This is a genomic window from Streptomyces sp. NPDC020490 (assembly GCF_044335305.1).
GTDB lineage: Bacteria > Actinomycetota > Actinomycetes > Streptomycetales > Streptomycetaceae > Streptomyces.
Window position 1 is genome coordinate 79,990 of the sequence record NZ_JBIRUY010000007.1, and the last position, 25,663, is coordinate 105,652.

The 25,663-nt window shown below is 72.9% G+C and carries 21 protein-coding genes and 1 pseudogene; 13 read left to right on the plus strand and 9 right to left on the minus strand.

Annotated features, from left to right (window positions below):
• Positions 1-27: 27 nt before the first annotated feature.
• A complete protein-coding gene (gene hmgA, locus ACH4ZX_RS10150; RefSeq protein WP_398270392.1) occupies positions 28-1,389 on the minus strand; it encodes a homogentisate 1,2-dioxygenase in 1,362 nt (453 codons plus the stop codon).
• 155 nt (positions 1,390-1,544) lie between these two features.
• Here hmgA and ACH4ZX_RS10155 point away from each other — a divergent pair.
• The 6 genes and pseudogenes from ACH4ZX_RS10155 to ACH4ZX_RS10180 all read left to right on the plus strand — a co-directional run bounded on the left by ACH4ZX_RS10155 (position 1,545) and on the right by ACH4ZX_RS10180 (position 9,544).
• Positions 1,545-2,149: pseudogene (locus ACH4ZX_RS10155) on the plus strand (hypothetical protein).
• Positions 2,146-2,853 (plus strand): TetR family transcriptional regulator, encoded by a 708-nt coding sequence (locus ACH4ZX_RS10160; protein ID WP_398270395.1) that lies wholly within the window; start codon positions 2,146-2,148, stop codon positions 2,851-2,853. The pseudogene ACH4ZX_RS10155 and the gene ACH4ZX_RS10160 overlap by 4 nt, the downstream one beginning before the upstream one ends.
• A gap of 133 nt (positions 2,854-2,986) precedes the next feature.
• Positions 2,987-5,218 carry a molybdopterin oxidoreductase family protein gene (locus tag ACH4ZX_RS10165; RefSeq protein ID WP_398270398.1) on the plus strand — a complete coding sequence of 744 codons (2,232 nt, stop codon included), beginning with the start codon at positions 2,987-2,989 and terminating at the stop codon, positions 5,216-5,218.
• Between the two features lie 196 nt (positions 5,219-5,414).
• Entirely contained in the window at positions 5,415-6,758 is a 1,344-nt protein-coding gene (locus tag ACH4ZX_RS10170; RefSeq protein ID WP_398270401.1) for an ABC transporter ATP-binding protein, read from the plus strand.
• A 303-nt stretch (positions 6,759-7,061) separates the two neighbouring features.
• Complete coding sequence (locus ACH4ZX_RS10175) at positions 7,062-8,450, plus strand: aldehyde dehydrogenase family protein (protein ID WP_398270404.1); 1,389 nt, start codon at positions 7,062-7,064, stop codon at positions 8,448-8,450.
• Positions 8,451-8,461: 11 nt separating this feature from the next.
• Positions 8,462-9,544, plus strand: a complete 1,083-nt coding sequence (locus ACH4ZX_RS10180) for a Zn-dependent alcohol dehydrogenase (RefSeq protein ID WP_398270407.1) — start codon at positions 8,462-8,464, stop codon at positions 9,542-9,544.
• A 180-nt stretch (positions 9,545-9,724) separates the two neighbouring features.
• On the opposite strand, the gene ACH4ZX_RS10185 is transcribed toward ACH4ZX_RS10180, so the two are convergent.
• The 3 genes from ACH4ZX_RS10185 to ACH4ZX_RS10195 form a co-directional block, all read right to left on the minus strand.
• The gene (locus ACH4ZX_RS10185; protein ID WP_398270410.1) at positions 9,725-10,711 is read right to left on the minus strand and encodes a DMT family transporter; all 987 of its coding nucleotides are present in this window, start codon (positions 10,709-10,711) and stop codon (positions 9,725-9,727) included.
• 72 nt (positions 10,712-10,783) lie between these two features.
• Positions 10,784-11,506 carry an ArsR/SmtB family transcription factor gene (locus tag ACH4ZX_RS10190; protein WP_398270413.1) on the minus strand — a complete coding sequence of 241 codons (723 nt, stop codon included), beginning with the start codon at positions 11,504-11,506 and terminating at the stop codon, positions 10,784-10,786.
• 120 nt (positions 11,507-11,626) lie between these two features.
• Positions 11,627-12,268, minus strand: a complete 642-nt coding sequence (locus ACH4ZX_RS10195) for a TetR/AcrR family transcriptional regulator (RefSeq protein ID WP_398270416.1) — start codon at positions 12,266-12,268, stop codon at positions 11,627-11,629.
• Positions 12,269-12,339: 71 nt separating this feature from the next.
• On the opposite strand from ACH4ZX_RS10195, the gene ACH4ZX_RS10200 reads away from it, so the two are divergent.
• Together ACH4ZX_RS10200 and ACH4ZX_RS10205 are read left to right on the plus strand one after the other, a co-directional pair.
• Positions 12,340-13,491: an acyl-CoA dehydrogenase family protein gene (locus ACH4ZX_RS10200; RefSeq protein WP_360757927.1), complete on the plus strand. Its 1,152-nt coding sequence runs from the start codon at positions 12,340-12,342 to the stop codon at positions 13,489-13,491.
• A gap of 178 nt (positions 13,492-13,669) precedes the next feature.
• Positions 13,670-14,296: a TetR/AcrR family transcriptional regulator gene (locus ACH4ZX_RS10205; RefSeq protein ID WP_398270419.1), complete on the plus strand. Its 627-nt coding sequence runs from the start codon at positions 13,670-13,672 to the stop codon at positions 14,294-14,296.
• A 24-nt stretch (positions 14,297-14,320) separates the two neighbouring features.
• Here the strand turns inward: ACH4ZX_RS10205 and ACH4ZX_RS10210 are convergent, their stop codons facing one another.
• Positions 14,321-14,782 (minus strand): MaoC family dehydratase, encoded by a 462-nt coding sequence (locus ACH4ZX_RS10210; RefSeq protein ID WP_324788804.1) that lies wholly within the window; start codon positions 14,780-14,782, stop codon positions 14,321-14,323.
• A 108-nt stretch (positions 14,783-14,890) separates the two neighbouring features.
• On the opposite strand from ACH4ZX_RS10210, the gene soxR reads away from it, so the two are divergent.
• On the plus strand, positions 14,891-15,406 hold the full coding sequence (gene soxR / locus ACH4ZX_RS10215) for a redox-sensitive transcriptional activator SoxR (RefSeq protein WP_398270422.1): 516 nt from the start codon (positions 14,891-14,893) through the stop codon (positions 15,404-15,406).
• 102 nt (positions 15,407-15,508) lie between these two features.
• Here soxR and ACH4ZX_RS10220 read toward each other — a convergent pair whose 3' ends face one another.
• Positions 15,509-16,111, minus strand: a complete 603-nt coding sequence (locus tag ACH4ZX_RS10220) for a hypothetical protein (protein ID WP_398270425.1) — start codon at positions 16,109-16,111, stop codon at positions 15,509-15,511.
• Positions 16,112-16,333: 222 nt separating this feature from the next.
• Between ACH4ZX_RS10220 and ACH4ZX_RS10225 the strand changes: the two genes are divergently transcribed.
• Positions 16,334-19,123: a penicillin acylase family protein gene (locus ACH4ZX_RS10225; RefSeq protein ID WP_398270428.1), complete on the plus strand. Its 2,790-nt coding sequence runs from the start codon at positions 16,334-16,336 to the stop codon at positions 19,121-19,123.
• Positions 19,124-19,192: 69 nt separating this feature from the next.
• On the opposite strand, the gene ACH4ZX_RS10230 is transcribed toward ACH4ZX_RS10225, so the two are convergent.
• On the minus strand, positions 19,193-20,431 hold the full coding sequence (locus ACH4ZX_RS10230; RefSeq protein WP_398270432.1) for an exo-beta-N-acetylmuramidase NamZ domain-containing protein: 1,239 nt from the start codon (positions 20,429-20,431) through the stop codon (positions 19,193-19,195).
• Between the two features lie 103 nt (positions 20,432-20,534).
• Between ACH4ZX_RS10230 and ACH4ZX_RS10235 the strand changes: the two genes are divergently transcribed.
• From ACH4ZX_RS10235 to ACH4ZX_RS10245, 3 genes are read left to right on the plus strand one after another with little or no spacing between them, the layout of a single operon-like run.
• Positions 20,535-21,308 (plus strand): SDR family oxidoreductase, encoded by a 774-nt coding sequence (locus ACH4ZX_RS10235; protein ID WP_398270435.1) that lies wholly within the window; start codon positions 20,535-20,537, stop codon positions 21,306-21,308.
• The gene (locus tag ACH4ZX_RS10240; protein ID WP_398270439.1) at positions 21,305-22,972 is read left to right on the plus strand and encodes a class I adenylate-forming enzyme family protein; all 1,668 of its coding nucleotides are present in this window, start codon (positions 21,305-21,307) and stop codon (positions 22,970-22,972) included. Before ACH4ZX_RS10235 ends, ACH4ZX_RS10240 begins: the two co-directional genes overlap by 4 nt.
• 25 nt (positions 22,973-22,997) lie before the next feature.
• Positions 22,998-23,591, plus strand: a complete 594-nt coding sequence (locus ACH4ZX_RS10245) for a TetR/AcrR family transcriptional regulator (protein WP_324788797.1) — start codon at positions 22,998-23,000, stop codon at positions 23,589-23,591.
• 27 nt (positions 23,592-23,618) lie between these two features.
• Here ACH4ZX_RS10245 and ACH4ZX_RS10250 read toward each other — a convergent pair whose 3' ends face one another.
• Together ACH4ZX_RS10250 and ACH4ZX_RS10255 are read right to left on the minus strand one after the other, a co-directional pair.
• On the minus strand, positions 23,619-24,347 hold the full coding sequence (locus ACH4ZX_RS10250; RefSeq protein ID WP_398270443.1) for a tetratricopeptide repeat protein: 729 nt from the start codon (positions 24,345-24,347) through the stop codon (positions 23,619-23,621).
• Positions 24,348-24,442: 95 nt separating this feature from the next.
• A complete protein-coding gene (locus ACH4ZX_RS10255; RefSeq protein ID WP_398270446.1) occupies positions 24,443-25,657 on the minus strand; it encodes an acyl-CoA dehydrogenase family protein in 1,215 nt (404 codons plus the stop codon).
• Positions 25,658-25,663 lie beyond the last annotated feature (6 nt).

Here is a 25,663-nt window from a genome sequence, read left to right on the forward strand (position 1 = left end):
GGGCCCATCCGTACCTGTCGGAGATCTTCAGTGCAAGGGGCGGAAGTGCCGCTCCAGTCCCTCCCACACGTCGTCGTAACGCGGCTGCAGGTGCCCGGCCCCGGCCGCCTGCGCGGTCAGCGTCACCGGCCAGCGGGTCTCGAACATGAACGCCAGGCCGTCGTCGACCTTCTGCGGCCGCAGCTCGGCGGCGCTCGCGCGGTCGAAGGTCTCCCGGTCCGGGCCGTGCGCCGACATCATGTTGTGCAGCGAGCCGCCCCCCGGCACGAAACCGCCCTCTCCGGCCGTCTTCGCGTCGTAGGCGCCCTCGATCAGGCCCATGTACTCGCTCATCACGTTCCGGTGGAAGTACGGCGGCCGGAAGGTGTCCTCGCCCACCAGCCAGCGCGGCGCGAACACCACGAAGTCGATGCCGGCCAGGCCCGGGGTGTCCGACGGGGACGTCAGCACCGTGAAGATCGACGGATCGGGGTGGTCGTAGGAGATCGAGCCGATGACGTTGAAGCGGCGCAGGTCGTAGACGTACGGCACATGGTTGCCGTGCCAGGCGACGACGTCGAGCGGGGAATGGCCGTAGGTCGCCCGCCACAGGTTGCCGCAGAACTTGTTCACCACCTCCACCGGGCCCTCGACGTCCTCGTACGCGGCGACCGGCGCGCGGAAGTCCCGTGCGTTGGCCAGGCCGTTCGCGCCGATGGGGCCGAGGTCGGGGAGGCGGAAGGGCGCCCCGTAGTTCTCGCACACGTAGCCGCGCGCGAAGTCGTCCAGCAACTCCACGCGGAAGCGCACCCCACGGGGGATCAGCGCGACCTCGGACGGCTCCACGTGCAGCAGCCCGAACTCCGTGTGCAGCAGCAGTCCGCCGCGCTCCGGCACGATCAGCAGCTCCCCGTCGGCGTCGCTGAAGACCCGCTCCATCGAGGCGTCGGCGCGGTAGAGGTGCACGGCCATCCCGGCGCGCTGCGTCGCGTCGCCGTTGCCGCCCAGGGTCCACAGGCCCGCGAGGAAGTCGGTGCCCGCGGGCGGCTCGGGCAGCGGGTCCCAGCGCAGCCGGTTGGGGTCGGGCACCGACTCGGTGAAGGGCGCCGTACGGATCGCGCCGTTGTCCGCGCGCTCGAACGCCGGATGCGCGGCCGACGGGCGGATGCGGTACAGCCAGGAACGGCGGTTGTGCGCCCGCGGCTCGGTGAACGCCGTGCCGCTGAGCTGCTCCGCGTACAGCCCGAGGGGGGCGCGCTGCGGCGCGTTGCGGCCCTCGGGCAGGGCGCCCGGTACGGCTTCGGAGCTGTGCTCGTTGCCGAAACCGGAGAGGTAGCTCAGCCCCTCCGCGGTCTTGCGCGCTCCTCCGCGCTCCAGCCCGCTCGCGCGGGAGGCACCCCCATCGCTCATGATCGCTCGCTCCCTTGCGCTCTGATTCCTATGTAACACCGTAGGATTCAGGTTTCGCGGGCGCAAGAGCTCGGCCGGGCCTCCTCACCAGGGAGGAACCAGAACCAGCCTTGAGGGGGATTCGCGCGTCGGACCCGTGTTCTAGTCTCCGGAACATGTCGTGGACACGGGGGCTACGGGCCGTGCTCGCGGTCTGTGTCCTGTCGCTGGCCGGATCCGCGGGCTGCGGCTCCGGCGGTGCGGACGAGGGCGGGCCGCGCGCGCCGGCCTCGCCGGCCGGCCGGCTCCTCGACGGCACCGACGAGCTGGGCCACCGCTACCGGGAGGTGGACGGCAAGGGCGCGCCCGAGGTGAAGATCGAGGTGCAGCCGGACGCGGGCGACACCTGGGACGTACGCCTGACCGTCCGCGGCTTCCGCTTCTCGCCCGCCGGCGTGAGGGCCGAGGCGGTGGCCGGGCGCGGCCTGGCGTACCTCTTCGTCGACGGCCGGCTGGTCACGCGCCTGCGCGGCCCCGCCCACCGGCTGGCCGCCCGCCTCGTCCCGCGCGGCACGCACCACGTCACCGCCCGCCTGTACGCCGACGACGGCACGGCGTGGGCGGTGGACGGCCGGCCCGTCGAGAGCACCGCCGACATCACCGCGTCCGGGGCGCGGCCGTCCCCGGCCGGCGCCGCGGGCACGGGGACGTTGAGTGCATCGGGCACCGATCTCCGTACTGGGGGCGAGGTTCACCGGACCGCAGCGGAAAGGCATCATGAAACCCGTGCCCAACGCGACTTCGCTTCGCCGTGCGCCCGTGCAGCGGCGCAGCGCCGAACGGCTCACCAGGATCCTCGACGCCTGCGCCGACCTCCTCGACGAGGTCGGCTACGACGCCCTGAGCACCCGGGCCGTGGCGCAGCGCGCGGGGGTTCCCATCGGCTCGGTCTACCGCTTCTTCGGCAACAAGCGCCAGATGGCCGACGCGCTCGCCCAGCGCAACCTCGAGCGCTTCACCGAGCGCGTCACCGAACGGCTCCGCGGGGCCGCCGACGCCGGTGAGCCCGGTGTGCCCGGTGTGCCCGGTGGGCCCGGTGGGCCCGGTGTGCCCGGTGTGCCCGGTGGGGGCGGTGAGTCCGGTGGGGGCGGCTGGCGCACCGCGATGGACGCCGTACTCGACGAGTACCTGGCCATGAAGCGGACCGCGCCCGGCTTCTCCCTCGTCGACTTCGGCAACCAGATCCCGGTCGGCGCCCGCCAGTCCGAACCCAACCACCGCGTCGCCGACCGCCTCACCGACCTGCTCTCCGGCTACCTCGCCCGGGAACCCGACGAGGACATGCGCCGCGCCTTCCTCGTCGCCGTGGAGACCGCCGACACCCTGGTCCAACTGGCCTTCCGCGTGGATCCGGAGGGCGACGAGAAGATCATCAAGGAGGCGCGGCGGCTGCTGCGGGCCTACCTGGCGGGCCTGCTGGACTGACGGCCGACGGCCGTGATGGCTGCGCCGGCGCGGTTTTCCGGTCGCTTCCCCGCAGGGGGCTCCCCTCCATCCCTACCGGTCGGTATGCTGCCCCGTGCCCGAGCGTCACCGCCGCCGTCCTCCGGGAGGACCCGTGTCCCGCACCGCCCTGCGCATCTGCCCCCTCTGCGAGGCCACCTGCGGGCTGACCCTCACCGTCGAGGGCACCCGGGTCACCGGCGCCCGCGGGGACCGCGACGACGTGTTCAGCAAGGGGTTCATCTGCCCCAAGGGCGCCGCCTTCGGGGCCGTCGACGGCGACCCCGACCGGCTGCGCACCCCGCTCGTGCGCCGCGACGGCGAACTGCGCGAGGCGACCTGGCAGGAGGCGTTCGACGCGGTCGCCGCGGGCATCCGGCCGGTCGTCGAACGCTACGGCCCGCACTCCGTCGGCGTCGTGCTCGGCAACCCCAACGTCCACACCATGGCCGGCGGCCTCTACCCGCCGCTCCTGCTGGCCGGACTCGGCACCCGCAGCCTCTTCACCGCCTCCACGGTCGACCAGATGCCCAAGCACGTCTCCAGCGGGCTGCTCTACGGCGACGCGGGCGCCATCCCCGTACCGGACCTGGACCGCACCGACCACCTGCTGCTGATCGGCGCCAACCCGCTGGAGTCCAACGGCAGCCTGTGCACCGCCCCCGACTTCCCCGGCCGGCTCAAGGCGCTGAAGGCCCGCGGCGGCACCCTCACCGTCGTCGACCCGCGCCGCACCCGCACCGCGAAGCTCGCCGACCGGCACGTCGCCGTCCGGCCCGGCGCCGACGCGCTGCTGCTCGCGGCCATGGCCCAGGTGCTGTTCGAGGAGGACCTCGCCGATCTCGGCGCACTGGCGCCGCACGTCGAGGGCGTCGAGGAACTCCGCGCCGCCCTCGCCGACTTCACCCCCGACGCGGTCGCCGGCGCGTGCGACGTGGACGCCGGCACGATCCGCGCCCTCGCCCGCGAACTCGCCGCCGCCCCCACCGCCGCCGTCTACGGCCGCATCGGCAGCTGCACCGTCGCCTTCGGCACCCTCGCCAGCTGGCTCGTCGACGTCCTCAACGTCCTCACCGGCAACCTCGACCGCCCCGGCGGCGCCCTCTTCCCGCAGTCGGCCACCGACCGGACGCCCCGGCCCGCCGGACCCGGCCACGGGTTCCGGCTCGGCCGCTGGCACTCCCGGGTGAGCCGGCACCCCGAGGCGAAGGGCGAGCTGCCCGTCTCCGCGCTCGCCGAGGAGATCGACACCCTGACCGAGGAGGGCGAGCCGGTCCGGGTCCTCGTCGCCATCGCCGCCAACCCGGTGCTGTCCGCACCCGACGGCGACCGCCTCGACAAGGCGCTGGGCTCCCTCGACTTCATGGTCAGCGTCGACCCCTACCTCAACGAGACCTCGCGCCACGCCCACGTCGTACTGCCGCCGCCCCCGCCCGCGCAGAGCCCGCACTACGACTTCGCCTTCAACGCCCTCGCCGTGCGCAACCAGGTCCGCTACACCCGCCCCGCGGTGGAGCCGGAGCCCGGCCGGATGGCCGAGACCGAGATCCTCGCCCGGCTGATCCTGGCCGTGACCGGTATGCACGGCGCCGACCCGGCCGCCGTCGACGACCTGGCCATCGGACAGACCCTCGGCAAGGCGGTCCGCGAGGCGCACTCCCCGGTATACGGCCGCGACCCCGGGGAACTCGCCGCGCGGCTCACCGGCGTCAGCGGCCCCGAACGGCGGCTCGACCTGATGCTGCGCCTCGGCCCCTACGGCGACGGCTTCGGCGCACGCCCCGACGGGCTGAGCCTCGAGCGGCTGCTCGCGCACCCGCACGGCATCGACCTCGGACCGCTGCGGCCGCGTCTGCCGCAGCCGCTCAAGACCCCCTCCGGCAAGATCGAACTGCTGCCGCGGCCGATCGCCGACGACCTGCCCCGGCTGCGGACGGCGATGCGCGAACGCCCGGCCGGACTCGTCCTCGTCGGCCGCCGCCACCTGCGCTCCAACAACAGCTGGATGCACAACGTCCCGGCCCTCACCGGCGGCTCCAACCGCTGCACCCTGCACATCAACCCGCAGGACGCCGAGCGGCTCGGCGTGCGCGACGGGGCCGCCGTGCGCGTGACGGGCGCCGGGGGAGAGGTGACCGTGCCCGCGGAGGTCACCGACGCCGTGCGCGTCGGCGTGGTCAGCCTCCCGCACGGCTGGGGCCACGACCGCCCCGGCACCCGGCTGGGCCACGCCTCCGCCGACCCCGGCGTCAACGTCAACCAGCTCCTCGACGGCAGTCTGCTCGACCCGCTGTCGGGCAACGCGGTGCTCAACGGAGTGCCCGTCGAGGTCGACGCGGCGTCGTGACCCGGGTCCCCGGAGACCCTTCGCCCACCGGTGAATGACACCGTCCGCTTTCTCACAGGCTGAACCGCACCGTCCGAAGTCTTCCCCTGGCCGCGCACATTCCGTTAACTTCCGTGACCCACAGGCCTCGTACGACCCGTACGAGGCGTCGACCGCGGAGCACCAGCGCCCTAGTGAGCCCCCGGGGGCACCCTTCATGACACGCGCCATCTCCCTGCAGGACGTGAGCAAGACCTATACGCGCGGCCGTCGCGTGGTGGACCGGCTGTCGCTGCACATCGAGCCCGGTGAGTTCCTCGTGCTCCTCGGGCCGTCCGGCTGCGGCAAGTCCACCGTGCTGAGGATGATCGCCGGCCTGGAGGAGATCACCGACGGACAGCTGCTGCTGGACGGCGAGTACGCCAACGACCTGCTGCCGGCCGAGCGGGACATGGCGATGGTGTTCCAGAACTTCGCCCTCTACCCGAACATGACGAGCCGCGGCAACATCGGCTTCCCGCTGCGCGTGGAGAACCCCGCCGCCGACCCGCGCCCGCGCGTGGACGCCACGGCCCGCATGCTGGGCATCGAGGACCTCCTCGACCGCTTCCCCAGCCAGCTCTCCGGCGGCGAACGCCAGCGCGTCGCCATGGGCCGGGCCATCGCCCGCCACCCCTCCGCGTTCCTCATGGACGAACCGCTGTCCAACCTCGACGCCAAGCTCCGCAACCACCTCAGGGCCGAGATCGCCAAGCTCACCCGGGACCTGGGCGTCACCACCGTGTACGTCACCCACGACCAGTCCGAGGCCATGTCGCTCGGCGACCGGGTCGCCGTTCTGCGCGGCGGCGTCCTGCAGCAGGTGGGCAGCCCGCGCTCGGTGTACGCCCTGCCGCGCAACGTCTTCGTCGCCGCCTTCATCGGCACCCCGCGCATCAACCTGCTGCGCGGCGTGGTCCGCGCCCCGCTCGACGGCGCGATGACCATCAGCCTCGGCAAGCAGTTCCTGCGGCTGCCCGAACCGCTCTCCCTGGATCACCAGTTGCTGCGCGTCCAGCAGGGCCGGGAGGTGATCGTCGGCCTGCGCTCCGAGGCCGTCCGCATCGCCAAGCCCGCCTCCGCGCGGCCCGGCGAGGTGGCCCTCACCGGCCTGGTGGAGCACGTCGAGTTCCAGGGCCACGAGATCCTCGTCCACTTCGACACCGGCTCCCGGCCCGCCGTCGTGCCCGACCTGGAGGCCGCCCGTCCCGCAGGCCGACCCGACCGGCGCCGCCGCCGCGAGGGCGGCCACACGGTCCTGGACCGCCTCAAGGAGCGGGCGGGATCCCTGCGCGCCGGTCCGGTGGTGGTCCTGGACGACCCGGCGCAGGCCGGCCCCGAGCCCGCCGCCCCCGACGGGCGCCTGCCCGGCGACCTGGTCGTCCGCACCACCCCCGACATCCAGCTGCGCCACGGCATGCAGGTCCCCCTGCTCGTCGACCTCGCCCACATGTTCGTCTTCGACCAGCACGGCGAACGCATCAGCCCGGCTCCCGCGCGCCTCCCCGACCTGGACGCCTGAGGGCACGCCGCCGCCCGCCGGGCCCGTGCCTGCGGCCCGCCGTGCCTGCGGCCCGCTGGCGGTGTCTGCGGCCGTCCGGGCCGGTGTCTGATGCCCTCCGGGCGGTGTCTGCGGCCGTCCGGGCCGGTGTCTGATGCCCTCCGGCCGGTGTCTGCCGCCGTCCGGGTCGGTGTCCAATGCCCTCCGGGCCGGTGTCCGATGTCAGGTGTCTGATGTCATGGGGTGCCCGGCACGTCTGGCGCCAGAAAACTAACGCCGCTAGTTTAAGTGCCCGACGACGACGCACCCCGCCCGGGAGGACGCATGAAGCCACACGACGGCATGTACATCGACGGCGCCTGGCGCACGCCCGCCGGCCGGGACACGATCGACGTCGTGAACCCGGCCGACGAGCAGGTCATCGGCCGCGTCCCCGCGGGCACCGCCGCGGACGTCGACGCCGCCGTCCGGGCCGCCCGCGCCGCCCTCCCGGCCTGGGCCGCGACCGCGCCCGCCGAGCGGGCCGCCCGGCTGGCCGCTCTGCGGGACGTCCTGGCCGCCCGCAAGGACGAGATCGCCGAGACCGTCACCGCCGAACTCGGCGCGCCGCCGCAGTTCTCGCAGAACGTGCACGCCGGCGTCCCCCTCGCGGTCGCGGGCTCCTACGCCGAGCTGGCGGCGACGTACTCCTTCGAGGAGAAGGTGGGCAACTCGGTCGTCCACCTGGAGCCGGTCGGGGTGGTCGGCGCGATCACACCCTGGAACTACCCGCTGCACCAGATCGTCGCCAAGGCCGCCCCGGCGCTCGCGGCCGGCTGCACGATCGTCGTCAAGCCCGCCGAGGACACCCCGCTCGTCGCCCAGCTCTTCGCCGAGGCGGTGCACCAGGCGGGCCTCCCGGCGGGCGTCTTCAACCTGGTCACCGGCCTCGGCCCGGTCGCCGGCCAGGCCCTCGCCGAGCACCCGGGCGTCGACCTGGTCTCCTTCACCGGCTCCACGGCAGTCGGCCGGCTGATCGGCGCGACGGCCGGCGCCGCGATCAAGAAGGTCGCCCTGGAACTGGGCGGCAAGTCCGCCAACGTCATCCTGCCCAGCGCCGACCTGGCCCGGGCGGTCAACGTCGGGGTCGCCAACGTGATGTCCAACTCCGGCCAGACGTGCAGCGCCTGGACCCGGATGCTGGTGCACGCCGCGCGGTACGACGAGGCCGTCGAGCTGGCCGCGGCGGCCGCCGCCAAGTACGGCGACCGCATCGGCCCGGTGGTCAGCGCCAGGCAGCGGGCGCGGGTGCGCGGCTACATCGAGAAGGGCGTGGCCGAGGGGGCGCGGCTGATCACCGGCGGCCCCGAAGCCCCGCGCGAACAGGGACACTTCGTGGCCCCGACGGTCTTCGCCGACGTCACCCCGGAGATGACGATCGCCCAGGAGGAGATCTTCGGCCCGGTACTGTCGGTCCTGCGCTACACGGACGAGGAGGACGCCCTGCGCATCGCCAACGGCACGGTCTACGGCCTCGCGGGCGCCGTGTGGGCCGGGGACGAGGCGGAGGCGGTCGCCTTCGCCCGCCGCATGGAGACCGGCCAGGTCGACATCAACGGCGGCCGCTTCAACCCGCTCGCCCCCTTCGGCGGCTACAAGCAGTCCGGGGTGGGCCGCGAACTGGGCACACACGGCCTGTCCGAGTACCTCCACACCAAGTCCCTGCAGTTCTGAGGAGACGTCACATGGTTCGCGCCGCCGTCCTGCCCGCCGTGGGCGCTCCGCTGGAGATCACCGACATCGAGCTGCCCGACCCGGGGCCCGGCCAGGTCCGCGTCCGGCTCGCCGCCGCCGGGGTCTGCCACTCCGACCTGTCCCTGTCCGACGGCACCATGCGGGTGCCGGTCCCCGCGGTCCTCGGCCACGAGGGCGCGGGCACGGTCGTCGCCGTCGGCGAGGGCGTCGGCCACCTCGCGCCCGGCGACCACGTGGTCCTCAACTGGGCTCCGTCCTGCGGAAGTTGCCATGCCTGCTCGCTCGGCGAGGTGTGGCTGTGCGCCAACGCGCTCAACGGTGCCGCCGACGTGTACGCCCGCCGGGCCGCCGACGGCACCGAACTGCACCCCGGCCTGAACGTCGCCGCGTTCGCCGAGGAGACGGTGGTCGCGGCCGGCTGCGCGCTGCCCCTGCCGGAGGGCGTCCCGCTCACCGACGCGGCCCTGCTGGGCTGCGCCGTCCTCACCGGCTACGGCGCCGTCCACCACGCGGCGCGGGTCCGGCCGGGGGAGACGGTGGCGGTGTACGGCGTCGGGGGAGTGGGCCTCGCCGCGCTCCAGGCCGCCCGCATCGCGGGCGCCGGGCGGATCATCGCCGTCGACGTCTCGCCGCGCAAGGAGGAGCTGGCGCGCGGCGCCGGGGCGACGGACTACCTGACCGCCTCGGAGAACACCGCCCGCGAGGTCCGCGCCCTCACCGGCCGGCAGGGCGTGGACGTGGCGATCGAGTGCGTGGGCCGCGCGGCCACCATCCGCGCGGCCTGGGACTCCACCCGCCGCGGCGGCCGCACCACCGTGGTCGGCATCGGCGGCAAGGACCAGCAGGTCACCTTCAACGCCCTGGAGATCTTCCACTGGGGCAGGACCCTGGCCGGCTGCGTCTACGGCAACTGCGACCCGGCGAAGGACCTGCCGGTGCTCGCCGGCCACGTCCGCGCGGGCCGACTGGACCTGGGCGCCCTGGTCACCGAGCGGATCGCCCTGGACGGCATCCCGGCGGCCTTCGACAACATGCTGGCGGGCAAGGGCGGCCGGGCACTGGTGGTCTTCTAGGCCGTTCCCTCCGGGCGCGCGCGGCCGACCCGTGGGCCTGCTCCGCCCGGCCTCCGCGCGCTCGGGGCGAGAGGTGAGTGCGGTCGGGGTCGCTTCGAGTGCTCGTTCCGGCGGTGTCGGCCGCACCCGGAGGCTTGCTGCCACGCTCCCCTTCTCGCGCTCTCGCGCTCTGGTGCGCGGTCAGGCGGAGTCGCGGGCCTGCTCAGGTGCCGGATCCGGTACCGGTTCCGGCATCGGCTCCGGCACCGGTTCCGTGGCGGCGACGCGGGCGGTCCGTGCCCGGGAGCGGGACACCGCGACGCCCGCCAGGCACAGCGCCCCGCCCGCCAGCGTCAGCGGGCCCGGCACCTCGCCCAGCGTCAGCCACGACATCAGCACCACCAGCGCGGGCACCGCGTACGTGGTCGCGCCCATGCGGCTGGCGGTCGTACGGGCCAGGGCGTACGCCCAGGTCGTGAAGGCCAGCGCGGTCGGGAACACGCCCAGGTAGACCATGTCGAGGGTGGCCGACAGGGGCGCGCGGGCCACCTCGCCGGCCAGCTGCCCGGCGAACGGCAGGCAGCCCACCGCCCCGACCAGGCACCCGAACGTCGTCACCTGCAGCGCGCTCGCCCTGCCCAGGGCCGGCTTCTGCGCCACGACCCCGGCCGCGTAGCCGACCGCGGCCAGCAGGCACAGCGCCACGCCGAGCACCGAGGAGCCGCCCCCGCCCGACATCGACAGCCCCACGGTCACCGCCCCCGCGAACGACACCGCCATCCCCGCCAGCAGCCGCGGCGGCATCGGGTCGCCCAGCAGCCGGGCGCCCAGCAGGGCGATGAGGAGCGGGCCGACGTTCACGACCAGGGCGGCGGTACCGGCGTCCACCAGCCGCTCGCCCCAGTTCAGGAAGACCATGTAGCAGCCGAACCACAGGGCCCCGGATATCGCGATCCCCCGCCAGGCCGAACGCGGCGGCAGCCCCTCCCGCCGGACCAGGCAGATCACCCCCAGCGTCAGTGACCCGGCCAGTAGCCGTCCGAGTGCCAGCGCACCGGGGGAGTAGGCGTCACCCGCGCTGCGGATGGCGACGAAGGCGGAGGCCCACAGCACGACGGTCACCACGGCGGCACCGGCCGCGAGCAGTTCCGCCCGGCGGGCCGGTCGGTTCGGGAAGTCGTTCACCATGCCCCAGAGGTTAGGAGGGAAAGCGGACAAGAGCTGGCGCGTTTTGGACGTCCAGTCCCACCGCGCCCCGGCTCACCGCAAGGTCTCCGGGGCGATGCCCAGCAGGTCGTGCAGGGCGGTCTCGCCCCGGGGCGTCAGCCTGAGGGCGCGTTCCGTGCCGATGCGCACGCACCAGTCCGAGTCCAGCGCGTGGCGGCACAGGGCCGCGCCGGCGGTGCCCGCGAGGTGGGGGCGGCGCTCGGTCCAGTCGAGGCAGGCGCGGGCCAGGGGACGCCGTCCGCCGCGGTCGAGGGCGATGCCCGCCGCGTCGAACCAGGCCAGCCCCGCGTCCGTGAGCGCGAACCCGGTGTCCTGGCGGAGCAGCCCGCGGCCGGTCAGCGCGTCGGTGACCGCGATGCCGAGCCGTCCGGCGAGGTGGTCGTAGCAGGTGCGGGCGCGGGCCATCGCCGACCCGGCGCTCGACGCCCGCAGCCCGCGCGGCCGTGCCGCGGCGTCCGGGGCGAGCCGCGCGGCCAGGTCCTCCACCAGCTGGGCCACGCTCGCGTCCGCCAGACGCACGTACCGGTGCCGGCCCTGCCGCTCCTCGGCGAGCAGCCCGCCCGCGACGAGCTTGCCCAGGTGCTCGCTCAGCGTCGACGCGGCGACACCGGCGTGCCGCGCCAGTTCGCCCGCGGTCCACGCCCGCCCGTCGAGCAGTGCCAGCAGGCACGCGGCCCGCGTCTCGTCGGCGATCAGCCCCGCGAGCCGGGCCAGCCGCGGGGCCTGCGGTTCCTTGGAGGCCATGCGTCCCAGCATGCGGCACCGGTACTTCGGCGCCCGCCGAACCGTCCCGGCCGTCTGCTGCAACCGTCCCCGCCGTCCGCCGTCCGCCGTCCGCCGTCCGCCACAACCGTCCGGGCCACCCGCCGGGTAGGCCTACGCGGTCCGCCGGAGCTGCTCGTACTGCTGCGCCAGCCCGTCCAGCAGCGCCGTCAGGCCGGTCTCGAAGGCCCGCTCGTCGATCTTCTCCTGCTGCTCGGCGAGGAGGTGGGCCTGCCCGAGGTGGGGGTAGTCGGCGGGGTCGTACGCGCTCGCGTCGTCCACGAACCCCCCGGCGAACGAGCCCAGCGCCGAGCCCATGACGAAGTAGCGCATCACCGCGCCGATGGAGGTGGCCTGGGCCGGCGGCCAGCCCGCGCGGACCATCCTGCCGTAGACCGCGTCGGCCAGGCGCAGTCCGGCCGGGCGGCGGCCGGGACCCTGGGCCAGGACGGGGACGATGTTCGGGTGGTCGCGCAGGGCGGCCCGGTAGGAGACCGCCCAGTCGTGCAGCGCGGTCCGCCACTCCCGCCCGTCCTCGAACATCGACAGGTCGACCTGCGCGCTCACCGAGTCGGCGACCGCCTCCAGGATCTCGTCCTTGGTGCGGAAGTGGTTGTAGAGCGAGGGCCCGCTGACGCCCAGTTCGGCGGCGAGCCGGCGCGTGGAGACGGCCGCCAGGCCCTCCGCGTCGACCAGCGACCGTGCGGTCTCGACGATCCGGTCGGTGCTGAGAAGGGGCTTGCGCGGTCGGGCCATGGCGCACATAGTAGGGCTGCGCTCAGAAACTAGCAGTGCTAATTTAAGGGTATTCGTGGGGTGATCTCGTCGTGAATCTGGAGCTCAGCGAGGAGCAGGCCGCGGTCCAGCGGCTCGCCCGGGACTTCGTGGAGCGCGAGATCGCCCCCCATGCCGTGGCCTGGGACCGCGCCGAGGAGGTCGACCGGGGCATCGTGAAGAAGCTCGGCGAGGTCGGCTTCCTGGGGCTGACCGTCGACGAGGAGTACGGTGGCTCCGGCGGCGACCACCTCTCCTACTGCCTGGTGACGGAGGAACTCGGGCGCGGCGACTCCTCCGTGCGCGGCATCGTCTCCGTCTCGCTCGGCCTGGTCGCCAAGACCGTCGCCGCCTGGGGGAGCGAGGAGCAGAAGCGGCGCTGGCTGCCGGGCCTGACCTCCGGCGCGTACGTGGGCTGCTTCGGCCTGACCGAGCCGGGCACCGGATCCGACGCCGGCAACCTCGCCACCCGGGCGGTGCGCGACGGCGACGAGTACGTCGTCAACGGCACCAAGATGTTCATCACCAACGGCACCTGGGCCGATGTCGTGCTGCTGTTCGCGCGTTCCACCGACGCCCCCGGCCACAAGGGCGTCTCCGCCTTCCTCGTCCCGGCCGACACCCCCGGGCTCACCCGCCGCACCCTCCACGGCAAGCTCGGCCTGCGCGGCCAGGCCACCGCCGAACTGGTCCTCCAGGACGTGCGGGTCCCGGCCTCCGCGATGCTGGGCGAGGAGGGCAAGGGCTTCTCCGTCGCCATGTCCGCCCTCGCCAAGGGCCGGATGTCGGTCGCGGCGGGCTGCGTCGGCATAGCCCAGGCGGCTCTGGACGCGGCCGTGCGGTACGCGGGGGAGCGCGAGCAGTTCGGCAGGTCCATCGCCCACCACCAGCTGGTGCAGGAACTGATCAGCGACATCGCCGTCGACGTGGACGCGGCCCGCCTGCTGACCTGGCGGGTGGCCGACCTGATCGACCGCGGCCTGCCGTTCGCCGTCGAGGCGTCCAAGGCCAAGCTCTTCGCCTCCGAGGCCGCCGTGCGCGCCGCCAACAACGCCCTGCAGGTCTTCGGCGGTTACGGCTACATCGACGAGTACCCGGCCGGCAAGCTGCTGCGCGACGCGCGCGTGATGACCCTCTACGAGGGCACCAGCCAGATCCAGAAGCTCCTCATCGGCCGCGCCCTGACGGGGGTCTCGGCGTTCTGATCCGAGAGCCCGGGCCGAGCCGGCCGCCGGCGTGGCGCCCGGGCGCGCTCACCGCCCCTTCGGAATGCTCCGACCGCGCCCGCCGCCGTGAGCGGGCACGCTAAGCGCCCGCTCACCCGGAGCGGTATGGTGGACACCCTGGTCGTGCAGAGGGTGTGGCGAGAGAGGCTGGCGGGCGATGAGTACGGCGGAGGAGACGGTCGGCGGCGAAGTGCAGCCGTGGGGCGAGGTCACGCCCGACGCGGCCCGGCGGCTGCTGATCGCCGCCGTGGAGGCTTTCGCCGAGCGCGGCTACCACGCGACGACGACGCGCGACATCGCGGGCCGCGCCGGCATGAGCCCGGCCGCGCTCTACATCCACTACAAGACCAAGGAAGAACTCCTCCACCGCATCAGCAGGATCGGCCACGAGAAGGCCGTCGAGATCCTGCGCACGGCCGCGCAGCGCGAGGGCACCCCCACCGGGCGGCTGGCCGACGCGGTGAGCTCCTTCGTCCGCTGGCACGCGGGCCAGCGCACCACGGCCCGCGTCGTGCAGTACGAACTCGACTCGCTCGGCCCGGACGCCCGCGCCGAGATCCTCGGGCTGCGCCGCCAGGCCGACGCCGAGGTGCGCGGGATCATCGAAGAGGGCGTGGCGACAGGCGAGTTCGACGTCCTGGACGTGCACGGCACCACGCTCGCCGTGCTGTCCCTGTGCATCGACGTCGCCCGCTGGTTCAACGTCGGCGGCCCCTACACCCCCGACGAGGTCGGCGCGCTGTACGCCGACCTCGTGCTGCGGATGGTGGGGGTCAAGCGGTAGCACCCAGCACTTCGTGCGGCCTGCTCAGAGGTAGTACCGCGAGACGGACTCCGCCACGCACACCGGCTTGTCGCCGCCCTCGCGTTCCACCGTGAAGGCCACGGCCACCTGCACCCCGCCAGGCACGTCCTCGACGCCGGTGATCCGCGCGGTGGCGCGCAGCCGCGAGCCGACCGGGACGGGGGCGGGGAAGCGGACCTTGTTGGTGCCGTAGTTGACGCCCATCTTCACGTTCTCGACCGTGATCAGCTGCGGCCCGAACAGCGGCAGCAGCGACAGGGTCAGGTAGCCGTGCGCGATGGTCGTGCCGAACGGGCCCGCGGCCGCCTTCTCCGGGTCCACGTGGATCCACTGGTGGTCGCCGGTGGCCTCCGCGAACAGGTCGATCCGCTTCTGGTCGACCTCCAGCCAGTCGGTGTACCCCAGCTGCTCGCCCACCGCCGCCTTCAGCTCGTCGGCGGACGTGAAGATCCTCGGCTCTGCCATGTCCCGGCCTCCCATGTGCCTGTATCCCTAAGCAACTGCTTAGCATGGTCGGGTCGGGGGGCAAAGTCAACGCACGGCGGCTCATCGCGGGTGGGTAGTCTTCGAGGGGTGCCCCAGATTCCCGAGAAGATCCACGAACTCACGGTCGGCCAGCTCGCCGCCCGCAGCGGCGCCACCGTCTCCGCCCTGCACTTCTACGAGTCCAAGGGCCTGATCGGCAGCCGCCGCACCCCGGGCAACCAGCGCCGCTACAGCCGCGACACCCTGCGCCGCGTCGCCTTCGTCCGCGCCGCCCAGCGCGTCGGCATACCGCTCGCCACGATCCGCGAGGCACTCGCCGAACTGCCCGAGGAACGCACCCCCACCCGGGAGGACTGGGCCCGCCTCTCCGAGGCCTGGCGCTCCGAGCTCGACGAGCGCATCAGCCAGCTCAACCGCCTGCGCGACCACCTCACCGACTGCATCGGCTGTGGCTGCCTGTCCCTGGACTCGTGCGTCCTGTCCAACCCGGACGACGTCTTCGGTCAACGGCAGACCGGCTCCCGGCTCCTGGTGGAGCGCCGGGGCGGCCGGCCGGGGAGCGGGAGCGGCACGCCGGACAGGGAGCGGCCGAGCCCTCGCTGAGCGGCGCTGTCGAAGCCCGGCGGCGCGGGCCCGGTGGCGCGTCGGGTGGCGCGGGCGCGGGTAAACAGGGGGTGCGGCATCCCCGGCGCACCCCCGCCGTGCTCAGGCCGACACGAGCAGCCTTCCGCGCCGTGCGTCCGCCAGGGCCTCGGGCGTGAGCACGGGCCGTGGCACGAGAATTCCGCAGTGTGCGCACACCGGACCCGACGAGGGTTCGTGGTCCAGGTCGTACCGCCAGGCCAGACGCTCCCCGCGGCACACCGGGCACTCCGCTCCCTGCTCGCGCTCCAGGGCCGCGATCAGCCGGCGCAGCACTTCAGCCAGCGGTTCACGGGGGTGGACCCGCGGGTCGTCGCACCAGGCCACGCCGAAACCGCCCCAGGTCAGCCGGTGCCAGTCGTCCACGCTGCCCGGCCTGCGCAGCCCGTCGTGCTTCTCCTTCCTGCGCCGTTCGGCGAACTCCGTCTCGTACGCCAGCCAGACCGAACGCGCCTCCTCCAACTCCTCCAGTGCGGCCACGAGCCGCGCCGGATCGGGGGACCGGTCCTCCGGACCGAACCCCGCCCGGGAGCACAAATGGTCCCAGGTCGCCCTGTGCCCGTAAGGAGCGAACCGCTCCAGGCACTTGCGCAGTGAGTAGCGCCGCAGTGCCAGATCGCACCGCGGGTCGCGGACCTGTCTCGCCAGACTCCGGAAACCGGCCATCGCCCTGCACCTCCGTCACACCTGCACCTGTACTTCGGTCACCTCGGCGTCATCGTTCGGACGTCGCCGAATGGACGTATCGACAACCGATTCGGCTCCATCCGTCTTCCGAGGACCTCCCTCAGTCGTTGCGCCGACTCCAAAAAGTGACGCATGTTCATCTTCACTCCCGGGGATACCGGCGGTAACGTCCCGGCTCACCTCTCGTCGGTAGGAGCTGCCATGCCACGGCGTACCCCACGCAACGTTCTCGACAGACTGAGAACTCCCCGCAGGTTCCCCGGGTTCCTGAAGAGCGCTGCCGTATGCGCCCTGATTGCCGGACTTTTGACACCGCTTTCCCAAGCGGCGGTGGCCGCGACGGACGCGACGGCGTCCAACGACTACTGCGGCGGCCAGTGTTCCGACATCCTGCCGCCCGGTGAGAACGGCAACGCGACGCTCGCCCAGATCCTGCTCAACCAGGCCTTCGGCACCCAGCCCTCGCACGCCGAGGACCAGCTCGGCCCGTACGCCAACCTGGCCACGGGCTACTCGGCGCTCACCACCGACAAGATCAACACCTTCTTCAACGACGCGTCCTTCGGGGTCGCCTCCGACCAGGTCGCCTCCACCGAGAAGCCCGCCGGCCGCAGCGACGTGACGATCGTCCGCGACAAGAAGACCGGTGTGCCGCACATCACCGGCACCACCCGGTACGGCACCGAGTTCGGGGTCGGTTACGCCGCCGCCGAGGACCGGCTGTGGCTGATGGACGTCTTCCGGCACGTCGGACGCGGCCAGCTGACCACGTTCGCCGGCGGCGCCGCCTCCAACCAGGGTCTGGAGCAGGAGTTCTGGCGCAACGCCCCCTACACCGAGGCCGATCTGCAGGCCCAGATCGACAACGCCATCGCCAGCAACGGCGCCCGCGGCCAGCAGGCCCTCGCCGACGCCAACGCCTACCTCGCGGGCATCAACGCCTACATCGACGCCTCCGACAGCGGCCGCTACTTCCCCGGCGAGTACGTCCTGACCGGCCACAAGGACTCGATCACCAACGCCGGCACCATCGAGCACTTCAAGATCACCGACCTGGTGGCGCTGGGTTCCGTCATCGGCTCGCTGTTCGGCTCCGGCGGCGGCGGTGAGGTGAACAACGCGATATCGCTGCTCGCCGCCCAGGCCAAGTACGGCGTCGCGGAGGGCACCAAGGTCTGGGAGTCCTTCCGCGAGCGCAACGACCCCGAGGCCGTCCTCACCGTCCACGACGGCCAGAGCTTCCCCTACGCGAACAAGCCCGACGACCCGCAGGGCGAGGCGCTGCCCGACGCGGGCTCGGTGACCCAGGAGCCGCTGGTCTACGACCGCACCGGCAGCGCGGCGACCACCGGCGCCACCACCGCCTCCGCCACCGCGGCGAAGACGACGCTCAGCTCCGCCAAGCGGGGCATGTCCAACGCCCTGGTGGTCAGCGGCAAGTACACCGCCAGCGGCCACCCCGTCGCCGTGTTCGGCCCGCAGACCGGCTACTTCGCCCCGCAGCTGCTGATGCTGCAGGAGATCCAGGGCCCGGGCATCAGCGCCCGCGGCGCCTCCTTCGCGGGCCTGAGCATGTACGTGGAACTCGGCCGCGGCCAGGACTATTCGTGGAGCGCCACGACCTCCGGCCAGGACATCATCGACACCTACGCCGTCGAGCTGTGCCAGGACGACTACCACTACCTGTACCACGGCACCTGCACGGCCATGGACAAGGTCGAGCAGAAGAACGCCTGGACGCCGACCACCGCGGACGGCACCGCGGCGGGCTCGTACACGATGCGGGTGTGGCGCACGAAATACGGGCCGGTGCAGTACCGGGCGACCGTCGGCGGCAAGAAGGTCGCCTACACCACCCTGCGCTCCTCCTACCTGCACGAGGCCGACTCGATCATCGGCTTCCAGATGCTGAACGACCCGGACTACGTCAACAGCCCGCAGACCTTCCAGAGCGCGGTGCAGCACATCAACTTCACCTTCAACTGGTTCTACGCCGACTCCCAGCACACCGCGTACTACAACAGCGGCGACAACCCGCAGCGCGCGAGCGGCGTCGACGCCGAGTTCCCGGTGTGGGCGCAGGCGGCGTACGAGTGGAAGAACTGGGACCCGGCGACCAACACCGCCGCCTACACCCCGGCCTCCGCGCACCCCAACTCCATCGACCAGGACTACTACATCTCCTGGAACAACAAGCAGGCGAAGGACTACACGACCGCGCCCTGGGGCGACGGCTCCGTGCACCGCGGCAACCTGCTGGAGGACCGGGTCAAGAAGCTGGTCGCCGCGGGCGGGGTGACGAGGGTGGCGCTGGTGAAGGCGATGGCGGACGCGGCCCTCGCCGACCTCAGGGCCGAGGACGTGCTGCCCGACCTGCTCAAGGTGGTCAACAGTTCGACGGTCACCGACTCCACGGCCGCCGCGGCCGTCAGCAAGCTCCAGGCGTGGCTGACGGCGGGCGCCAAGCGGACGGAGACCTCGGCCGGTTCCAAGACGTACGCGAACGCGGACGCCATCCGGATCCTGGACGCCTGGTGGCCGCTGCTGGTGAAGGCCGAGTTCGAGCCCGGACTCGGCAGCGACCTGTACACGGCCTTCGGCAACAACCTGCCCATCGACGAGTCCCCGTCGGCCGCGCACGGCCCGACCGGCTCGCACGCCGGCAGCTCCTTCCAGTACGGCTGGTGGAGCTACGTCGACAAGGACATCCGGGCGGTGCTCGGTGAGTCCGTGCAGGGCCCGCTGGCGCGGGAGTACTGCGGCGGCGGCAGCCTGAGCTCCTGCCGGGACATCCTGATCAGCACGCTGAAGACGGCGGCCGGCATGACGGCGTCCCAGGTCTACCCCGGCGACGACCAGTGCTCGGCGGGCGACCAGTGGTGCGCCGACTCGATCGTCCAGCGCACCCTCGGCGGCATCAAGCACGGCAAGATCAGCTGGCAGAACCGGCCGACGTTCCAGCAGGTGGTGGAGTACACGTCGCACCGGTGAACCGACCGGGGCGGCGGGCCCGCGACAGCGGCCCGCCGCCCCCGGCGGCGGCCCCCGGCGCGCGGTGGCTCACTCGTACAGCAGGTAGTGCCGGCGCGTCCGGCGGAACGCGGCCAGCTCCGCCTGCCAGTCGGCCACCACCTCGTCGGTGTCCGCGCCCGCGTCGATCAGCGTCCGCACCCGCGCCGAGCCGGTGAGCTTGTCGATCCAGCCGTCGGAGCGCCAGGCGAAGCCGTCGAAGACCCGCTTCGCGGTCACCAGCAGGGCGATCCCGGTGCGCACCGGGTCGAAGGCCGCGCGGTCGTGCACATGGACCTGCACACCCCCGACGGTCTTCCCCTGGTACTTGGAGAAGGCCGGCGCGAAGTACGCCTCCCTGAAGCGCACACCGGGCAGGCCCAGTTCGTTCACGGCGGCGGCCCACCTGCCGTCCACGCCGTCGGCGCCCAGCAGTTCGAACGGCCGGGTCGTCCCGCGCCCCTCCGACAGGTTCGTCCCCTCCAGCAGGCAGGTCCCCGAGTAGACCAGGGCCGTGTCGAGGGTCGGCATGTTGGGGCTCGGCGGAACCCACGGCAGCCCGCAGGCGTCGTAGAACCACGACCGCCGCCACCCCGTCATCGTGACGGTCTCCAGCTCCACCGGAGCCGTCAGGAACTCCCCGTTGAACAGCCGCGCCAGCTCGGCGACGGTCATCCCGTGCGCCTGCGCGATCGGCTGCCGCCCGACGAACGTCGCGAACTCCTTGTGCAGCACCGGACCGAGGGCCGCCCGCCCGGTCACCGGGTTCGGCCGGTCCAGCACCACGAACCGCTTGCCCGCGAGCGCCGCCGCCTCCATGCAGTCGTACAGCGTCCAGATGTAGGTGTAGAAGCGCGCGCCGACGTCCTGGATGTCGAAGACGACGGTGTCCACGCCGGAGGCCGTGAAGACGTCGGCGAGCGGCTGACCGCTCTTCAGGTACGTGTCGTAGACGGGCAGTCCGGTCGCCGGGTCGTCGTAGCGGCCCTCGGAGCCGCCCGCCTGCGCGGTGCCGCGGAAGCCGTGCTCGGGGCCGAAGACGGCGACCAGGTTCACCCGCTCGTCGGCGTGCATGACGTCGACGACGTGCCGGACGTCGCGGGTGACGCCGGTGGGGTTGGTGACGATGCCGGCCGGCCGGCCGTCGAGGAGCGCGTAGCCGTCCGCGGCCAGCCGCTCGAATCCGGTGCGCAGGGGTGCGCGGTGGGGGGCCGCGGCGGCGGGGGACGCCGCCGGGAGGGAGGTCGCCGCCGTTGCCGCTGCTAAAAGAGCTCGTCTGGAAAGGCGCATGGGAGGCACGGTAGGGGCAGGCGCCGGTCGCGGGAACCCCTTCCCTGCCACATACCGACCGGTTAGTCTGGCGTGGCCGCAGAGCCGCAGTCGAAGGAGACCGATGGTGGAAGCCGTTCAGGGTGCCGGGGTGGTCGTCACGGGGGCCGGGGGAGGCATCGGCGCGGCGCTCGCCCGCCGGTTCGCCGCCGAAGGGGCCCGGGTCGTCGTCAACGACCTGGACGCCGGCCGGGCCGAGGCGGTCGCCGCGGAGGTCGGCGGCATCGCCGTGCCGGGCGACGCCTCCGCGATCGTGGCCGACGCCCGCGAGGCGCTCGGCGGCACGGTGGACGTCTACTGCGCCAACGCCGGCGTCGCCCTGGAGGACGGCGACCTCGAGCGGCCCGTCGACGAGAAGTCCTGGGGACTGGCCTGGGACGTGAACGTCATGGCGCACGTGCGGGCGGCGCACGAGCTGCTGCCGGCCTGGCTGGAGCGCGGCAGCGGACGCTTCGTGTCCACCGTCTCCGCCGCCGGCCTGCTGACGATGATCGGCGCCCCCTCCTACAGCGTCACCAAGCACGGCGCCTACGCCTTCGCCGAGTGGCTGTCGCTGACGTACCGCCACCGCGGGCTGAAGGTGCACGCCATCTGCCCCCAGGGCGTCCGCACCGACATGCTGTCCGCCACCGGCAGCGCGGGCGACCTGGTGCTCAGGCCCACCGCGATCGACCCGGCGGACGTCGCCGACGCCCTGTTCAAGGGGATCGAGGAGGACCGCTTCCTGATCCTGCCGCACCCCGAGGTGGCCGCGTTCTACCAGGCCAGGGCCGCCGAGCCGGACCACTGGCTGACGAACATGAACCGCATCCAGCAGAAGTGGGAGGAGCTGCGGTGACCGGCTCCCGCTACGCGGCCAAGCCCTGGCTCGCCCTGCTGAACGACGCCCAGCGCGCCCCGGTCGACCCCGCCGACTCCCTCGTGCACGCCCTCGCCCGGTCCGTCGCCGAGGCCCCCGACCGCACCTTCCTGACCTACTTCGACGGGCGGCTCGGCTACCGCGAGACCGACGAGCTCAGCGACTCCGTCGCCGGTCACCTCGCCGCCCGCGGGCTGCGGCGCGGCGACCGCGTGGCGATCCTGCTGCAGAACTCCCCGCACTTCGTGATCGCGCTGCTCGGCGCGTGGAAGGCGGGCGCGATCGTCGTACCGGTCAACCCCATGTACAAGTCGGGGGAGGTCGCGCACGTCCTGCGGGACGGCGAGGTGGCCGCACTGGTCTGCTCCGACCGGGCGTGGGAGTCGTACCTGCGCGAGACGGCGGCCGGCTCGCCGGTGCGGATCGTGCTCACCGCCTGCGAGCTGGACTTCCAGACCCGCGGCGACACGCGCGTGCTGGCCTTCGAACGGCTGCCGCAGGCCCCGGACGCCGACGACCTGACCGCCATCGCCCGGGCCGGGCACCCGGCCCCCGGGGTCCGCGCCGCCGGCCCGTCCGACATCGCGCTGATCAGCTACACCTCGGGCACCAGCGGCACCCCCAAGGGCGCCACCAACACGCACGGCAACATCATGTACAACGCCGAGCGGCAGCGGAGGGGCCTCGCCCTGCCCGAGGCGCCCGTCTACTACGCCCTGGCGCCCCTGTTCCACATCACCGGCATGGTCTGCCAGCTCGGCGCCTGCGTCGTCAGCGCGGGCACGCTCGTGCTGACGTACCGCTTCGAGGCGGGCGTCGTGCTGGACGCGTTCGCCGAGCACCGGCCGCACTTCACGGTCGGCCCGTCGACCGCCTTCATGGCGCTGGCCGCCCACCCGGCCGCCACCCCGGACCACTTCTCCTCCTTCGCCGTCATCTCCTCCGGCGGCGCCCCCGTGCCGCCCGCGCTGGTGGAGAAGTTCCGGGTCGGCTTCGGACCGTACATCCGCAACGGCTACGGGCTCACCGAGTGCACCGCGCCGTGCGCCTCCGTGCCGCCGCACCTCGAGGCGCCGGTGGACCCGGAGTCCGGGACGCTGGCGGTGGGACTGCCCGGCCCCGAGACGGTGGTCAGGATCGTCGACGACGAGGGGCGGGAGGTGCCCTTCGGGGAGCAGGGCGAGATCGTGGTGAGCGGGCCGCAGGTCGTGCCCGGCTACTGGCGGCGCCCGGACGCCACCGCCGAGACCTTCCCCGGCGGCGAGCTGCGCACCGGCGACATCGGCTTCATGGACCCGCGGGGCTGGCTGTACGTCGTCGACCGCAAGAAGGACATGATCAACGCGTCCGGCTTCAAGGTGTGGCCGCGCGAGGTCGAGGACGTCCTCTACACGCACCCGGCGGTGCGCGAGGCCGCCGTCGTCGGGGTGCCCGACGGCTACCGCGGCGAGACCGTCAAGGCGTACGTCAGCCTGCGTCCGGGCGCCGGTACGGACCCGGACGAACTCGCGGTGTACTGCAAGGAGAGACTGGCCGCCTACAAGTACCCGCGGCAGGTGGAGATCCTGCCCGACTTGCCGAAGACGGCAAGTGGGAAGATCCTCCGGCGGGAACTGCGTTCTCGCAGGCAGAGCAGCCGGTAGACCCACGGAAAGGCAGGTGGCGGCAGTGCCCAGGACGACGGACGGTGACGGAGCACCCGTTCCGCAGCGGCTTCTGGCCGCCGCCACCCGGCTTTTCGCCGACCGGGGATACGACCGTACCTCCGTGCAGGAGATCGTCGAGGCGGCAGGCGTCACCAAGGGGGCGCTGTACCACTACTTCGGCTCCAAGGACGACCTCCTGCACGAGGTGTACGCGCGCGTGCTGCGCCTCCAGCAGGAGCGCCTCGACGCCTTCGCGGACTCCGACGAACCGGTCGAGAAGCGGCTGCGGGCCGCGGCGGCGGACGTCGTCGTCACGACGATCGAGAACCTCGACGACGCGTCGATCTTCTTCCGCTCCATGCACCACCTGAGCCCCGAGAAGAACAAGCAGGTGCGTGCCGAGCGCCGGCGCTACCACGAACGCTTCCGCGCGCTCGTCGAGGAGGGCCAGGAGGCGGGCGTCTTCTCCCGGGCGACCCCGGCCGATCTCGTGGTGGACTACCACTTCGGCTCCGTCCACCACCTGTCGACCTGGTACCGCCCCGACGGTCCGCTCACCCCGCAGGAGGTCGCCGACCACCTGGCCGACCTGCTGCTGCGGGCCCTGCGCCCCTGAGGCGCCGGGCCCGCCCGTCGGAGCCGGTCAGGCGGCGGTCCACTGGTCGAGGAGACGCCGGGTGGAGACGGTGTTCGGGTGCGAGGCGCCGAGCACCCGTTCCATGTCGCGTACCACCGCGGTCAGCTCCGCCGGCGCGGCGTTCCGGTCGGCGCCCGGCGTCTCGTGCCGCATGACGGCCAGCGAACCGCGAGCGATCAGGGTCATCTGGTGGTCCACCCCCAGCTGCCGGGTGCCGACGGTGACGGCCTGCCGGTACACCTCCTGGGCGGCTTCGGTGTCGCCGTCCTCCTTCAGCCACTCGGCAAGGACGATGCGGGCCGCCAGGGCCTCCGGGTCGCCGGGGCCGAGCGCCGTGTTCATCTCCTCGCTCAGGTCCTCCATGGCCGCGACGCGGTCGGGCACGTGGCTGTGCTCGCTCCGCAGTTGCAGCGCGATGAAACGCGCCTGCAGCGTCAACGTGTGGTCGTCCCCGAGGGCCGCGGCGAGGTCCGGCACCAGGGCCTCCAGCTGTTCCACCGCGAGACCGGTGCTGCCCTGCTGGGCGCATTGCACGGCCGACGCCAGACGGGCCCGGAGCAGCGACTCGTCGTCCGGCCCCAGCCGCCACTGCGCCAGCGCCAGCCCGAACGGCACCTCTCGGTGGGCGATCCTGACCAGCAGGGTGAGCACCATGGCGCACCCGAGCACGTACCACAGGAGGTCGTCGATCGGCAGCACCATCGAGCCGACAACGGCCACGAGCAGGCCGGCCACGGGCCAGCGCCAGGCCTTCGGCGGGGAATGCGAAAGGGGCGGCCACCCAATGGCAGCCGCCCCCAACTCCCTTGTGGTCAGCGGTACTTCCGCAATCAGAGGTACTTCTTCAGCTCCCGCCGGGCCAGCGACCGCTGGTGCACCTCGTCCGGGCCGTCGGCGATCATCAGGGTCCGCGCGGCGGCGTACAGCTCCGCCACCGGGAAGTCCTGGCTGACGCCGCCCGCGCCGTGCAGCTGGATCGCCCGGTCGAGGATGTCGACGACCGCGCGCGGAGTGGCGATCTTGATGGCCTGGATCTCGGTGTGCGCGCCCCGGTTGCCGACGGTGTCCATCAGCCAGGCCGTCTTCAGCACCAGCAGCCGCAGCTGCTCGACGGTGACCCGGGCGTCCGCGATCCAGTTGTGCACCACGCCCTGCTGGGCCAGCGCCTTGCCGAAGGCCTGACGGGACACCGCCCGGCGGCACATCAGCTCGATCGCCCGCTCGGCCATGCCGATCAGCCGCATGCAGTGGTGGATGCGGCCGGGGCCGAGCCGGGCCTGCGCGATGGCGAAGCCGCCGCCCTCCTCGCCGACGAGGTTGGACACCGGCACGCGCACGTGGTCGAAGACCACCTCGGCGTGGCCGCCGTGGTAGTGGTCCTCGTAGCCGAAGACCTTCATCGCGCGGGTGACGGTGACGCCCGGGGTGTCCCGCGGCACCAGCACCATCGACTGCTGGCGGCGGATGTCGGGGCCGTCCGGGTCCGTCTTGCCCATCACGATGAAGATCTTGCAGTGCGGGTCCATCGCGCCGGAGATGTACCACTTGCGCCCGGTGATGACATACTCGTCGCCGTCCCGCTCGATCAGCGTGGTGATGTTCGTCGCGTCCGACGAGGCCACCTCCGGCTCGGTCATCGCGAACGCCGAACGGATCTCGCCCGCCAGCAGCGGCTCCAGCCACTGCTTCTTCTGCCGCTCGTCACCGAACTGGGCGAGCACCTCCATGTTGCCGGTGTCCGGCGCCGCGCAGTTCGTCACGGTCGGCGCCAGCTGCGGCGAGCGGCCGGTGATCTCGGCGAGCGGGGCGTACTGGAGGTTGGTCAGGCCGGCGCCGTACTCGGCGTCGGGCAGGAAGAGGTTCCACAGCCCCTGCCGGCGCGCCTCGGCCTTCAACTCCTCGACCACGGCCGGGGTGTCCCACGGGGAGGCCAGCGCGGCGCGCTGCTCCTGCGCCACCGCCTCGGCCGGATAGACGTACTCGTCCATGAAGGCGAGCAGTTTGGCGCGCAGCTCCTCGGTGCGTGCGTCGAACGCGAAGTCCATGGCCAG

What these genes read in the sequence shown, in the direction of transcription:
- hmgA (WP_398270392.1), bottom strand. Translation starts at nt 1,389, where the DNA reads ATGAGCGATGGGGGTGCCTCCCGCGCGAGCGGGCTGGAGCGCGGAGGA.
- ACH4ZX_RS10160 (WP_398270395.1), top strand. Translation starts at nt 2,146, where the DNA reads ATGAAACCCGTGCCCAACGCGACTTCGCTTCGCCGTGCGCCCGTGCAG.
- ACH4ZX_RS10170 (WP_398270401.1), top strand. Translation starts at nt 5,415, where the DNA reads ATGACACGCGCCATCTCCCTGCAGGACGTGAGCAAGACCTATACGCGC.
- ACH4ZX_RS10175 (WP_398270404.1), top strand. Translation starts at nt 7,062, where the DNA reads ATGAAGCCACACGACGGCATGTACATCGACGGCGCCTGGCGCACGCCC.
- ACH4ZX_RS10180 (WP_398270407.1), top strand. Translation starts at nt 8,462, where the DNA reads ATGGTTCGCGCCGCCGTCCTGCCCGCCGTGGGCGCTCCGCTGGAGATC.
- ACH4ZX_RS10185 (WP_398270410.1), bottom strand. Translation starts at nt 10,711, where the DNA reads ATGGTGAACGACTTCCCGAACCGACCGGCCCGCCGGGCGGAACTGCTC.
- ACH4ZX_RS10190 (WP_398270413.1), bottom strand. Translation starts at nt 11,506, where the DNA reads ATGCTGGGACGCATGGCCTCCAAGGAACCGCAGGCCCCGCGGCTGGCC.
- ACH4ZX_RS10195 (WP_398270416.1), bottom strand. Translation starts at nt 12,268, where the DNA reads ATGGCCCGACCGCGCAAGCCCCTTCTCAGCACCGACCGGATCGTCGAG.
- ACH4ZX_RS10205 (WP_398270419.1), top strand. Translation starts at nt 13,670, where the DNA reads ATGAGTACGGCGGAGGAGACGGTCGGCGGCGAAGTGCAGCCGTGGGGC.
- ACH4ZX_RS10210 (WP_324788804.1), bottom strand. Translation starts at nt 14,782, where the DNA reads ATGGCAGAGCCGAGGATCTTCACGTCCGCCGACGAGCTGAAGGCGGCG.
- ACH4ZX_RS10220 (WP_398270425.1), bottom strand. Translation starts at nt 16,111, where the DNA reads ATGGCCGGTTTCCGGAGTCTGGCGAGACAGGTCCGCGACCCGCGGTGC.
- ACH4ZX_RS10225 (WP_398270428.1), top strand. Translation starts at nt 16,334, where the DNA reads ATGCCACGGCGTACCCCACGCAACGTTCTCGACAGACTGAGAACTCCC.
- ACH4ZX_RS10230 (WP_398270432.1), bottom strand. Translation starts at nt 20,431, where the DNA reads ATGCGCCTTTCCAGACGAGCTCTTTTAGCAGCGGCAACGGCGGCGACC.
- ACH4ZX_RS10235 (WP_398270435.1), top strand. Translation starts at nt 20,535, where the DNA reads ATGGTGGAAGCCGTTCAGGGTGCCGGGGTGGTCGTCACGGGGGCCGGG.
- ACH4ZX_RS10255 (WP_398270446.1), bottom strand. Translation starts at nt 25,657, where the DNA reads ATGGACTTCGCGTTCGACGCACGCACCGAGGAGCTGCGCGCCAAACTG.